This is a genomic window from Variovorax sp. GW821-FHT09D04, from assembly GCF_059416405.1.
In genome coordinates this window covers 42,390-54,605 of record NZ_JBWKPA010000005.1, presented here as the reverse complement: position 1 = coordinate 54,605, position 12,216 = coordinate 42,390, and the positions used below count along the sequence as shown (strand labels likewise).

The 12,216-nt window shown below is 65.9% G+C and carries 11 protein-coding genes; all 11 read right to left on the bottom strand.

All coding sequences use genetic code 11. The annotated features are described in order from the left end of the window. Positions 1-314: 314 nt before the first annotated feature. Positions 315-1,121 (bottom strand): SDR family oxidoreductase, encoded by an 807-nt coding sequence (locus AC07O4_RS16855; RefSeq protein WP_492736744.1) that lies wholly within the window; start codon positions 1,119-1,121, stop codon positions 315-317. Between the two features lie 39 nt (positions 1,122-1,160). Then, positions 1,161-1,940, bottom strand: coding sequence for an enoyl-CoA hydratase/isomerase family protein (locus tag AC07O4_RS16850; protein WP_125948593.1), 780 nt, complete (start codon positions 1,938-1,940; stop codon positions 1,161-1,163). 39 nt (positions 1,941-1,979) lie between these two features. Continuing rightward, positions 1,980-3,176: a thiolase C-terminal domain-containing protein gene (locus AC07O4_RS16845; protein WP_070064105.1), complete on the bottom strand. Its 1,197-nt coding sequence runs from the start codon at positions 3,174-3,176 to the stop codon at positions 1,980-1,982. 27 nt (positions 3,177-3,203) lie between these two features. Further along, positions 3,204-4,760, bottom strand: a complete 1,557-nt coding sequence (locus AC07O4_RS16840; RefSeq protein WP_369632464.1) for a class I adenylate-forming enzyme family protein — start codon at positions 4,758-4,760, stop codon at positions 3,204-3,206. A gap of 160 nt (positions 4,761-4,920) precedes the next feature. Beyond that, positions 4,921-6,594, bottom strand: a complete 1,674-nt coding sequence (locus AC07O4_RS16835) for an AMP-binding protein (RefSeq protein WP_492736741.1) — start codon at positions 6,592-6,594, stop codon at positions 4,921-4,923. A gap of 51 nt (positions 6,595-6,645) precedes the next feature. Then, positions 6,646-7,113 (bottom strand): Zn-ribbon domain-containing OB-fold protein, encoded by a 468-nt coding sequence (locus AC07O4_RS16830; protein ID WP_125948597.1) that lies wholly within the window; start codon positions 7,111-7,113, stop codon positions 6,646-6,648. Between the two features lie 2 nt (positions 7,114-7,115). Beyond that, entirely contained in the window at positions 7,116-7,613 is a 498-nt protein-coding gene (locus tag AC07O4_RS16825) for a Zn-ribbon domain-containing OB-fold protein (RefSeq protein ID WP_062469628.1), read from the bottom strand. Then, positions 7,610-8,812, bottom strand: a complete 1,203-nt coding sequence (locus AC07O4_RS16820) for a thiolase C-terminal domain-containing protein (protein ID WP_062469625.1) — start codon at positions 8,810-8,812, stop codon at positions 7,610-7,612. The genes AC07O4_RS16825 and AC07O4_RS16820 overlap by 4 nt, the downstream gene beginning before the upstream one ends. Beyond that, on the bottom strand, positions 8,809-9,978 hold the full coding sequence (locus AC07O4_RS16815) for a thiolase family protein (protein ID WP_223301496.1): 1,170 nt from the start codon (positions 9,976-9,978) through the stop codon (positions 8,809-8,811). The genes AC07O4_RS16820 and AC07O4_RS16815 overlap by 4 nt, the downstream gene beginning before the upstream one ends. 46 nt (positions 9,979-10,024) lie before the next feature. Beyond that, positions 10,025-11,266: a lipase family protein gene (locus tag AC07O4_RS16810; RefSeq protein ID WP_492736738.1), complete on the bottom strand. Its 1,242-nt coding sequence runs from the start codon at positions 11,264-11,266 to the stop codon at positions 10,025-10,027. 55 nt (positions 11,267-11,321) lie between these two features. Next, a complete protein-coding gene (locus AC07O4_RS16805; protein ID WP_062469617.1) occupies positions 11,322-12,107 on the bottom strand; it encodes an enoyl-CoA hydratase/isomerase family protein in 786 nt (261 codons plus the stop codon). Positions 12,108-12,216: the final 109 nt, after the last annotated feature.

Here is a 12,216-nt window from a genome sequence, read left to right as displayed (position 1 = left end):
CTCCAGAGCGTAGTCCGGCGCTCTGACATTCGGCCCTCATTGCCGCACCGCGCGCGAGATTGGTGCGGAAGGTGCCGACTTCTATCGGTGTCCGACGGACACTGAAGGGCTCAGTCTGCTGGTGCAGCGCATTGTCGAAACCCTACGGTTCGAACTTGGATGTCTTGTACAGACACGCGCCGCGGCGTCGATAGTGGCCGCGGCTAGAAACAGCCTACGATGCCTTTGGCGCGTGAAGTATCGGCGTTCGCTTCATCGACCTGAAGACATCGGGAGTCCCGCGTCGGCGGATGTGCTATCTCGGTGCTTGCCGCCTACAGGCCGGCTTGGCTCGCGGCCTCGAGCGCAGGCTTGACGCTTTCGATGGCCCCACCCCCATCGCAGGGGATCAGCGCACCCGAGATGTAGCTTGCATAGGGCGAAGCCAGGAATAGCGCGAGGTTGGCGATGTCATCGAGCGAGCCGAAGCGTTGCAGCGGCACGTGGCCGCGCGCGGCGGCGTGGTCTTCCGGCGTTGGCGCCATCAGCTTCCTGAAACCCTCCGTGCCTTCGATCGGGCCGGGCGAGATGGAGTTGACGCGAATACCTTCGCCGCCCCATTCCAGCGCCAGCACTCGCGTCAACTGATCAACGCCGGCCTTGGCTGCGCAGGCATGGGCCTGGTAGCGCATCGGAACGAAGGACTGCGGCGCGGTGATGTTGATCACTGCCGCGCCGGGCTTGCACAGGTGTGCGTGCGCTTGGCGCAGCACATGGAAGGTGCCGACGAGATCGATATCGACCACCGCGCGAAAGCCGTTCGACGACATGTCCCGCGCCGCGCACAGGAAGTTGCCGGCCGCTCCCGAGACGAGTACATCCACCGGCCCGAATCGTCCGACCGCGCTCTCGAACGCGCGGCCGACCGCGTCGAAATCGCGCACGTCGGCACACGCGCCATGTACCGGGCCACCGACGTCGGAAAGCGTTCGGCAGGCGTTGTCGACGTTCTCCTGCTTGCGGCTCGCGACGGTCACGGCGGCGCCCTGCCGTGCGAAGGCCTGCGCGATGCCGAAGTTGATGCCGGTGGTGCCACCGAAAACGAAGACATGGCGGCCGTGGAAATCGAGGTTCATTTGCATGGAGTATCTTTCAGCGATTGCGGAGAGCCGGACAGGCCGTCAGGTAAAGCGCGGGGCGCGCTTCTCCCGGAAAGCGGCAATGCCCTCGGCCACATGGACCGATGCGGCTGCCTCGACCATCAGCCGATGCTCCATGTCGAGTTGCTCCAGCAGCGACCGTTCGTTCGCTCCGTCGACCAGCCGCTTGATGCGCGCGAGCGCGCCCGTCGCGCCCTGCGAAAGAGTACGGGCGAGGCTTGTCGTGCGGGCCGCCAATTTTTCGTCCGGGACGATCTCGTCGACGATGCCGAACGCCAGGCATTGCTGTACCGACAGCGGGGCGTTCGTGAAAAAGATTTGTTTGGCGCGTGCTGCGCCGGCACGGCGCGCCAGTAGCCACGAGGAACCGGCGTCCGGTGTGAGCCCAAGGGCTGAGTAGCCGCCGCGCAGTTTCATCGATTCGGCGGCCAGCACGATGTCTGCGCACAGCGCGAGGCCGATGCCGCCGCCGCCGACCGGCCCGTTGACGGCACTGATCACCGGCACCGGCAGCGTCGCCAGCTTGTGGATGGCGGCGTGGAGCGGACCGATGAATTGCTCCAGCAGCGCCGGCAGCGCCGCGCCGGCCTGATCGAAGAACGCGATGCTGCCGCCGGCGCAGAAATGCCTGCCTGTAGCGCGCAGCACCACGGCGCGGACCGACGCATCGGCCGCCACCGTATCGATGCACCCGATCAACGCCTGCGCCGCGTCCGGGTCGATGGCGTTGGATTGTTCGGGACGGTTCAGCACGATGGCGGCCACATGGCCGTCGCGTTCGAGCACGACAGGAGCAGTCATTCGGGTTCTCTTTCTCTTCTCTTTCGGTTCGATCTCGGGTCAATCACGCCGCTGCAGGATGGCCACCGACACCGCCGTGCCCAATCCGCCGTTGTGCTGCAAGGCCAGGCGAGCGCCCTCGACCTGCCGCACGCCGGCCTGGCCGCGCAATTGCGTAGCGAGCTCGGTGATCTGCGCCAGCCCGGTTGCGCCGAGCGGATGGCCCTTGGACAGCAGCCCGCCCGACGGGCAGACCACCACTTGCCCACCATAGGTATTGCGCCCTTCTAGGACGAAGCCGGCCAGATCTTCTTCGGCACAAAAGCCCAGGCTCGCGCAACTGAGCAGTTCGTTACTGACGAAGCAATCGTGTACCTCCGCGACGTCGATGTCCGTTGGCGCCACCCCCGCGCGCGCGTAGGCACGATCCGCAACACGGCGCGTGGCGGCTCGGCTCAACGCATCGGGCACATTGGGCGGGTCAAGGTCGGTGGCGATGTCGCTGCCCATCTCATGAGCGAGGATCGACACCTCGGCGCGCAGGCCATGGCGCCGGGCGAAATCGGAGCTGCACAGGATCACCGCAGCGGCACCGCAGCTTGGTGCGCAGGCATACAGCTTGCGTAAGCGCCCCCACACGGTTGGGGCGGCCAGGACTTCATCCACGCTCAGCGGATCGCGGAAGATCGCGAAGGGATTGTGTTTCGCATGCGCGCGCGCCTTCACGGCCACGCGCGCGAACACCTCATCGGTCAGCTGCAATTCACGCGCAGCCCATTCGAGCTGAGAGCCGAACATCAGCAGCGCGGGCGGCAGTGCTTGCTCCTGCACGCTGAGTCCCATCGCAGCGATCACACTGGCGCGGTGGTGCTCGAGCGGGTCCGCATGCGTGGGAAAGATGCGGTCCAACGCGCCGGGCCGCATCTCCTCGAAGCCAACCGCCAGTGCGCACTCCGAGACACCTGACAAGATGGCCTGCCGTGCCAGGAACAGCGCCGACGAGCCCGACGCGCAATTGTTGTTCACGTTGGTGATCGGGATGCCGGTGATGCCGACGCGGTAGAGAGCGCGCTCGCCCGAGCACGAGTCGCCATAGACGAAACTTGCGAAGGCCTGCTCGACGAGGCCGTAGTCGATGCGGGCATCGGCCAGTGCCGCTTGCACGGCCTTTTGCGCCATCACGTCATAGGGTTCGCTGCGGCCAGGGCGCACAAAAGGCACCATGCCGACACCGGCGATGAGGGTTTCCTGGGTCATCGGTTGCTCGCTTTCCGCCTCGGCGGATCAGATGTTGCGGTCCTGCGCCGTCCAGTAGAGTGCGCGCAGATCTTTTTTCAGGACCTTGCCGTTGGCACTGCGCGGCAGCGAGGCCACGAAGTCCACCGACTTGGGCGCCTTCACACTGCCCAGCTTCAGCTTGCACAGGGCGATCAGCTCGCCGTCCGAGACCTGCATGCCGGGCGTCAGTTCGACGACGGCCTTCACCGCCTCGCCCCATGCGGCATCGGGCACACCGATCACGGCGCAGTCCTGCACAGCGGGGTGAGCCCAGATCACCTGCTCGACCTCGCTCGGGTAGACGTTGAAGCCGCCGCTGATCACCATGTCCTTCTTGCGGTCGGTGATGCGCAGATACCCGTCGCGGTCCAGGTGCCCCACGTCGCCGGTGTGCAGCCAGCCGTCGACGACGGCGTCGGCTGTCTTCTCGGGCGCCTTGTAGTAGCCTTTCATGACGAGGTCACCGCGCACGCAGATCTCGCCGGTCTCGCCGACGCCAAGCGGTTCGTTGTTTTCCCCCATGATCGCCACGCGGGTGAGCGGGCTGGCACGGCCGCAGGACAGCAGGCGCGCATCGCTGGCGAGTTGCCCGCCGACGAAGTTCTCCTCCGGCCGCTTCATCGCGATTGCGCCGGGCGCCTCGGTCTGACCATAGGCCTCCATCATCACGGGCCCGAACACCGCGATGGCGCGGCGCAGTTTCTCGGCCGACATCGGCGCAGCGCCGCACAGGAAGTACTTCAGCGAGGAAAAGTCGCGCCCCTCGATGCCCGGCATGTCCAGCAATCGGTAGATGACCGTCGGCGGCAGGAAGAACTCGGTCACACGGTGCGTCTCGATGGCATCAAGGAGGGCGGTGGGATCGGGTTTGGTCAGCACTACCACCGTGCCGCCACGTGCCGTACACGGCAGCGACAAGACACCCGCGGTATGCGTCATCGGAGCTGCGGCAAGGTTGACGATCTTCTCGTCGGCCCGGTAGCTGCAGGCGATCATGAACTGGGCGCAGAAGGCCTGGAAGCTGCGGTGCGTGTTCATCACGCCCTTGGGCAGACCCGTGGTGCCCCCGGTCGGCATCACGGCCACCGTGTCGTCGGGCTGGTAGGTCACCTGCGGCCTGTTGCCCGAATGGCCTTCGATCCATTCGGAGAGTCCTAGCGCCCCCGGCACGGGGCCTTCGATGCAGACGAACAGCCGGATCTTCGGCAGATTGGGGCGCAATGCTTCCACGGCCGGTGCGAAGGCTTGCTGGAAGAACAGTACCTCGCAGTCGAAGGCATCGAGCAACTGACGATTTTCTTCGAGCGCTCCGCGCGGATTGACAGGCATCCACGCCATACCGGCACGCCACAGCCCCAGGGTGCAGGTCCATGGCACCGGATGGTTGGCGGCCCAGACCGCGCCGACCTTCTCTCGTCCCTGGCCCATCGCCAGCAGGGCGTTCGCGATGCGGCACGAGAGCGTGCCGACATCATCGAAGCTGTAGACCGCATCGTCCATCACGTAAGCAGGTGCTTGCGGATCGATCTCCCATCCGCGGTCGAAGAAGTCAATGATGGCCATGTTGGGTCTCCTGTAGGCGTCGTGTTTTTCTCGGTGGCATGAAGTCTGCCGACGCGCATGATTTCTTTCGCCCCTCGAATGGAGGGGAGTGCGAGGGTGCCAGGATGCGCGAAGGCCCCCTTCCGTGATAGGGGCGAAACCTGACACGCCCCCTATGCACTCATTCGGCCCAGACGACGGATTCGCCAAGGGTCGCCCAACGCTCGAAATGCGGTCCGAAGCGTGTTTCGAACACGTTGCGACGCAGCTTGAACGTCGGGGTCATGAGTCCGTTCTCGACGGTCCACGACTGCGCGGCGACGACCAGAAAATCGAGTCGCTCGTGTGGGTCCAGAGTCTGGTTGACAGCTTGCCGCAGCACATCGAGCGTTCGCGTGAGTTCGGGACTTCGCGTAGCGCCCGGCGCCAGCAGAACGACGGCAAACGGCTGCGGAAAGCCCACGCCAGTCACGCAGCAGGCCTCGACCAGCGGATCGCCGCACAGCGCATTCTCGATGGGTGTGGGCGCCACGTACTTGCCCTTGCTGGTCTTGAAGATCTCCTTGGCACGGCCAGTGAGCTTCAAGTAGCCCTCGGCATCGATGTCGCCGACGTCGCCGGTGCGCAGGAAGCCGTCCTCGGTCATGACCTCAGCGGTGCGCTGCGGATCGTTGAAGTAACCGCGCATATTGCCTGGGAAGCGGACCAAGATCTCGCCGTCGTCGGTACGCCGGACTTCGGCGCCAGGTCGCGGCTGACCCACGTAACCCACTCGTCCCTTTCCAGGGCGGCTCGCATGCGTGCCCATGTTCTCCGTCATGCCGTAGATCTCAAGCAGCTCCAGGCCCAGGTCGAGATACCACTGATGCAGTTCTTGCGACAGCGGCGCGGCACCCGACAGCGCATAGCGCGTCTCGGCCAAGCCCAGTTGCGCCAGCACCTGCCGGCGCACGGCCGGCCCTTTCTCGGGATCGGCCAGCATCGTCGTCAACTGCGCAGGTGGAATGCGCGTCAGCACGGCCTGGCGGAACTTGGCCCATAGCCGCGGCACTGCGATGAAGAAGGTGGGCCGGGTCTTCTGGAGATCGGAGACGAAGGTCTCGACACTTTCGTTGAAGGTCACGCTGCAGCCGCTTGCCAGCGACACCATCTCGGAAAACATCCGATCGGCGCTGTGCGCCAATGGCAGGTACGACAGCATGCGATCGTGCGGGCCGAAGCCATAGTCGTCCATCAGGATGCCCAGCGACGCCCCCAGCGTGCCGAAGGTGTGCATCACGCCCTTGGGAACGCCGGTGGTTCCCGAGGTGTAGACGATGGTGGCCAACTCGTCGACGCCGCGCGAGCGCTCGCCGGTCAGCGGCGGCGTGCGGGCGATCACGGTGTCCCAGTCGGCCACGGGCTGGTCGGGCAATTCCCCGTCCGCGCGCAGCGGAAACCGCACCACCGGCATCCCCGGGGGGATGCCGGCACGCATGGCGCCCCAATCGTCGGAATCGAGCTTGCCCAGAAACAATGCCTTGGCGCCCGAGTGATCGAGGACGTGGCGCACCGATGCTCCCGTGAGAGAAGGATAGATCGGCACCGAGACATGCCCGGCCAACATGATCGCGAAGTCGGCGAGGAACCACCAGGCGCAGTTCTTCGACATGATCGCGACCCGCGAACCAGGCTCCCAGCCGAAAGACGCGAGATGCGCGGCCATGCGCCGCGCTTCTTCTGAAGCCTGCGCCCAGGTGAAGTGGCGCTCCTGTCCGCCGCCCAGGGGCTGCGTGAGATAGCGCTGGTCGGGCCGTTCCTGCACGTGGCGTTGTAGCCAGGCGCTGGGGTTGATGGGGGCGTGGATGTGCGGCATGTCATGTCTCCTCTTGCTATAAGTGTTCAGGTGGCGTTTCGGCCTCTTGCCTCAGGTCGTCGGCCTGAAATAGCGGATATCCCAAATATTGCCGTGTCGCTCTTCAGCCAGCACGGCGCGCACGCGCATGCCGACCTTCACCGCCTCGGGCGCGACTTCGCCGAGGTAGTGAACGAGTGCGGTGTCTGCGCCGTCGAGCTTGACCAGACCGACCACATAGGGAAGGGGCATTTGCTGGAGCATGCCGGGCTCGCGCACGATGGTGAAGGCCGTGAGCGTGCCGGTATCACCTGCATCCACCCATTCGTCCAACTCGGCGAAACATTCGGGGCAGCTCATGCGTGGTGGCAGGTAGCTACGGGCGCAGGCCGTGCAGCGGGTGGCCGTGATGCGGCCCTCGTCGCGCAGCGCGGCGAAGAACCGGCCGTTGATCCGGCCCACGTCGTAGTTGATGTCGCAGTACAGCACCGGCTGGCGCAGGACCATGGGCTCGGCGGCTTCGAGTTCAGCTGGATACATTGTCATTCTCCTGTCGGCACCCAATGCAGGATGTCGGTCATCAGACCCTTGCGTTCGTCACGCGGACGGTAGATCGCGCGCACGCGCATGCCGTTGCGTAACTGGCTGGCGTCGGCCTCGCCGATGAAATGCCAGAGGAAGCCGCTGGTGCGGCCTGGTGAATCGACCATCAGCTGGCCGACCGTGTAGTGGCCCTTTTGCACCGAAAGGTCGTTGGTGTCGATGAAGGGCATGTTGAAGGTCATGAAGCCGGCGACTGTCGCTTCGGGCCCCATCTCCACCCAGTTGGGGTCCTTGATGTTCTCGCCGTGGCAGACCGTGCATACCGCCTGGGGCGGCAGCATGCTGAAGCCGCAGTGGCGACAGACGATGCCGATCAGCCGGCCGTTGTCGCGCATCTCGCGCGCGAAGCGGCCATTGAACAGGCCCACCGGGTAGTCCATCGAGAAGTACGTGCGCAACCGCGTCGGTGGCACAGGCTTGTGCGTGGTATCGCTCATGGCTTGTCCTTGGAGAGAAGTAGCAGCGGGGTCCAGCCGGTGCCGCCGAACCCGGTGGCGATGCCCAGCCGGGGCTCGCGCGGCACCTGGTGCGCGCCGGCGTCGCCGCGGATCTGCAGCGCCAGTTCGCCGAAGCGCTGGGTCGTGGAGGGCACGCCACCGTTGGTGCAGGTGACGCCGCCGGAGGGATTGATCGGCAGCACGCCATCGATGGCTGTGGCGCCGCTGGCGGCCATCCGCCATGCCTGATTGGGCTCCGCCAGACCCATGGTTTCCATCCACACCAGCTCGGCCCAGGTGCAGGGCTCGTACATCTCGACCACGTCCAGCTGCTGAGCGGGTCTGGTGATGCCATTGCGCTTGTAGAGAATCTCGCAGGCCTTTTGCAGACTGGGCAGCACGCAGCGCTCCTTGGGTGCGATGAAGTCCTGCAGGGCAGACCAATGCTGCGCGGAATGGATGCTCACGACGTCCTGCACCCAGACCGGCTTGTCGGTGATCTGGTCCACCACATCCTCGCTGGCGAAGATGATCGAGGCTGAGCCTTCGGTGATCGGGCACATGTGCAGCTGGCGCATGGGCGCCGTCAGCATCGGGGATTGCATCACCTGCTCGACGCTGAGGCGCTCGCGCAGATGGGCATAGGGGTTCCGAGCGGCGTTTTCGGAGGCCTTGACGCGCGCGATGGCCACCGCTTCCTCGGGGCAGCCCGAGAGCTTGGCGTAGGCCGCGGCCATCAACGACAGCGTGCCGACCGCGCCGATGGCACACCATTTCTCGGTGAGCGCGTGCACGCCTGAGGAGATGCCAGCCTGCAGGAAGGGGCCGCGCGGCATCACGTCGCTCGGCGGGCCGACGAACTTCGAGGTGGTGGAGATCATGGCCACGTCGCAAGCGCCCGCAGCTACATGGTGGATGGCTGATATCGCAGCCGAGCCGCCGACGGTGCCGCCGGTTTCGATCTTGACCAGGGGTTTGCGGTAGTGGCCGACGAAATCGGCCAGCTCCATTTCCGATTCTGCAGTACCGGAAACCCAGTCGATGTCGCCGAGGACAATCTCTTCGACCTGCTTCATCGTGATCCGGGCATCCGCGAGCGCGCGGCGCACGGCCTGGTTGGCCAACTCCGCCTTTGTCAGCGGGCTGTGGGCGGTCATTTCGGTCTGGCCGAAGCCGACGATGGCGACGCGGCGCTTCATGGATTGACTCCCAGAATCATTACTTGGTGGAATTGCCCAGCGGGGCCGGAAGCGAGGTGTGCGAGGCCGGTGCGGGCACGGCCCACCTGGCGCTTGCCGGCTTCGCCGCGCAGTTGCAGCACAATTTCGGCGACCCGCGCCATGCCGATGGTGGTGTGGCTGGTGCCGGAGAGAGCACCGCCGGAGAGATTGACCGGCTGCAGCCCATCGTGGCCGCTGACGCCGGACTCCAGCCAGCGAGGACCTTCGCCCGCTGCGCACAGTCCCAGCCCCTCGTAGGCCATCAGTTCCTGGTAGGCAAACTCGTCGGTGACCTCCAGCAGGTCGATGTCGGTGCGCGGGTTGTCGATACCGGCCATACGGTAGGCCTTCTTGGCCGCCATGGTCAGCACTTCTGAGTCGGCGAGATCACGATCCCCCAGGAAATAGCCGTCGCAGCAGTTGGCCAGGCCCTTGATCCAGACCGGCTTGTCCGTCAACTGTCGGGCGCGCTGCTCATTGGCCAGCAGCATCACGATGGCGCTGTCGCCTTGCGGACGCGACTGCAGCGTGGTGATCGGGTCAGCCAGCATCCTCGCACCAAGCACATCGGCGATGCTGAAGTCGCCCTCGCGCAAGGCCAGGGGATTGTTGCGGGCGTTGCCGAGATTCTTGACCGAGATCGCGGCGAGCTGCTCCGGCGTGATGCCGTACTTGTGCGCATAGCGCTGTACCTGGAGCGCGGCGGCCTGTACGTTGTCCAGGCCCAAGGGCCGGCAGAAGAAGGGGTCGAACACCTTGTTCTCGATGGCATTGCCACCACTGGCCGCCGTCGAATCCTGGCCGACCGCGACCACGAGCACGGTCTCGAATTCTCCCGAGGCGATTTGCCAGAAGGCTTCAAGTACGCCGACGGCACCGTCCTGGTCCACTTTCTCGTCAGGCCGAAGATTGGCACCCGCCACATCGACGATCAGCGACGCAGAGAACGGGCGTGCGATGCGCGAGTGCTCATGGCAGATCAGACTCGCGTCGATGCCACCCTTCTCGTAGGCCGGCAGGAAGCGCAGGCCGGTTTCCTGCAGCACCGGCCGGATTGCCCGGTAGGCCAGCTCTTCGGGTGAGTACGCCCGCTTCTCGCTGTAGTTGACTTGTGCCATCGACACGATGGCTACACGGTTGGACATGTTCATCCTCTCTGGGTTGATCGGGCCCGGCCCTCGACGAGACAGGTCACGGGCAGTCGGAAGGCGCAGGTGCGCCGGCGAAGCGGTCCGCCATCCAGTCCAGGGCGAGCGGATAGCCCAACAGCATCCCGGTCGCGTGCTCGGTGATGCCGATGGTTCGGAAGCTCACCTTCGCCCCGCCGGCGCACCATGCGGTGAAGGTCTTCTTCGTGTTCTCGTAGGGCACAAGCTCGTCGAGCAGGCCGGCGTAGACGAGCGCGGGCACCGCCGGCGTGGCGGTGCCGGTGCGCTGCTGCAGGAAGCGCGCCTTCCAGTCGGAACGCGTCGAGATGCCCGGCCCGTCGACGAGCACCGCATCTCCCAGTCCCGGATAGCTGGCCGCCATGGCGAGCAGGCACTTGTTATTGCGCGCCTCGGCGATGATCGAGCGGCCATAGGGAGTCAGGATGGTGTCGAGGCTCAGCTCGGGATAGGCAGCGTTCAGTCCGATCAGCAGGTACGGGATTGCACCGCCGAAGAGGCCGCCGTTGTTGGCCGCGTACAGGCCATCAATGCTCGACGGCCCGGCGCCCGAGGCCACACCCTTGACCTTCAACGCTGGCGCATAGCTCGGCTGCAGCTCGGCAGCGATGGCCGAGGCGTGCCCGCCCTGCGAGTAGCCGACGAGGCCGACCGGTGCCTGGGCCGACAAGTTCGCCCCGCCCAGTTGTTGGGCCGCGATCACTGCATCGAGCATGGCCCGACCCGCAGGCGCCGCGACGCCATAGGTGTGGTCGCCCGGCGTGCCGAGGCCCTGGTAGTCGGTCATGGCGATGGCCCAACCGCGGGCCAGCGTCCAGCCGATGGGGCCGGCGATCGCCTCGTACTCGGTGCCGACGGCGAGTTGGTGCGACGGGGCGCAGCGGTCCGCAATGCCCTGCGTGCCCGACGCCCATCCGACGATCGGTCGCGGCGAAGACTGGAACCATGGCAGCCACGGCACCATCACGTTCCCAGTGACGGCGACGGCGTTGCCGTTGACGTCGGTCGACTTGTACATGATCTGCCAACCCCAGGCGGGCAGTCCCAGCGGCACATAGGCGCGCGAACGGATGAGTGTGCCGTGCGGCCCCTCGGGCAACGGCGACGGCGGCGCGTAGAAGGGGTCACCCGCCGGGTCCTGCAGCGGGCCAGCTACTGCGGCGGCCGACGCACCCAGGCAGAGCATCAGCGCGGCCATCCATCGGCCCAGCATCCGGCCCAGCGACCGGACGCGTCGAACCACCGGCAGATTCATCAAGCGATTCATTCTTTGTCTCCTGTTGTGTTGTTCTTCAGTGCCAAGGGCCGGCGAGTGGCGGGCCTCAGACGCCCCGGAAGGCCGGCGCGCGCTTCTCGCCATAGGCGGCGAGCCCTTCGCTAAAATCATGGGAGCGTGTGTGCTGCAGGCATTCGAGCAACTCGTCGCGCAACGCCAAGTCGAGCGGCTGATCCAGGGCGCGCTCGGCGATGGTCTTCATGCGGCGCAGAACCAGAGGGCTCTTGCCGGCCATGCGGGCCGCCAGAGCGGCAACCGCCGGCTGCAGCTCAGAATCGGCCACCACCTCGTTCAACAAACCCCAGGCCTGCATCTGCGCGGCACTCATCAAGTCGCCGGTGAATAACAACTGTTTTGCACGTGGCAGGCCGATCCGGCGCGGGAGGACCGCCGCACCTCCGCCGCCGGGGAACACACCGTAGTTCGCGTGGCCGTCGCCGATCTTCGCGCTCGCCGCGCCCACGAGAAAGTCGCAGCACATCGCCAGCTCGAGACCCCCGGCGACCGTCAGGCCGTTCATCGCGCCGATGACCGGCTTGGGCATATTGCGTAACTGCGAGAGCGTGGACAGGGTCAGGTCGGAGAAGTTCGGCTCGCCCGGGGCGGCATCGATGGCGCCGCGCAGGGCCTTCAGATCGGCGCCGGCGCAGAAGGCCCGGCCTGCGCCAGTCAGCACGAGCACCTTCTGCGAAGCGTCGGCCGCGACCTCCGTCAGCGCCGCCGACAGCTCCTGCAGCATTCGCAAGTTCACCGAATTGAGTTCAGCGGGACGGTTGAGCGTGATCCATGCGACGGACTCCCGCTGCTCGTGGATGATGGTCTGGTAGGTCATTGCGGTCTGTCTCCTTGCATGGACGCGTCGCAATGGTGCGGCGCCCCCCTCCCGGGCGCACCCCTCGTGTTGAGGGGGCGGGTTGCAGCGGAGAGCGTTCCGAGGAGGC

Coding starts and splice junctions, on each gene's coding strand:
- AC07O4_RS16855 (WP_492736744.1), bottom strand. CDS start 1,121: ATGCAAATGAACCTCGATTTCCACGGCCGCCATGTCTTCGTTTTCGGT.
- AC07O4_RS16810 (WP_492736738.1), bottom strand. CDS start 11,266: ATGAATCGCTTGATGAATCTGCCGGTGGTTCGACGCGTCCGGTCGCTG.
- AC07O4_RS16840 (WP_369632464.1), bottom strand. CDS start 4,760: ATGGCCATCATTGACTTCTTCGACCGCGGATGGGAGATCGATCCGCAA.
- AC07O4_RS16845 (WP_070064105.1), bottom strand. CDS start 3,176: ATGACCCAGGAAACCCTCATCGCCGGTGTCGGCATGGTGCCTTTTGTG.
- AC07O4_RS16825 (WP_062469628.1), bottom strand. CDS start 7,613: ATGAGCGATACCACGCACAAGCCTGTGCCACCGACGCGGTTGCGCACG.
- AC07O4_RS16820 (WP_062469625.1), bottom strand. CDS start 8,812: ATGAAGCGCCGCGTCGCCATCGTCGGCTTCGGCCAGACCGAAATGACC.
- AC07O4_RS16830 (WP_125948597.1), bottom strand. CDS start 7,113: ATGTATCCAGCTGAACTCGAAGCCGCCGAGCCCATGGTCCTGCGCCAG.
- AC07O4_RS16805 (WP_062469617.1), bottom strand. CDS start 12,107: ATGACCTACCAGACCATCATCCACGAGCAGCGGGAGTCCGTCGCATGG.
- AC07O4_RS16835 (WP_492736741.1), bottom strand. CDS start 6,594: ATGCCGCACATCCACGCCCCCATCAACCCCAGCGCCTGGCTACAACGC.
- AC07O4_RS16815 (WP_223301496.1), bottom strand. CDS start 9,978: ATGTCCAACCGTGTAGCCATCGTGTCGATGGCACAAGTCAACTACAGC.
- AC07O4_RS16850 (WP_125948593.1), bottom strand. CDS start 1,940: ATGACTGCTCCTGTCGTGCTCGAACGCGACGGCCATGTGGCCGCCATC.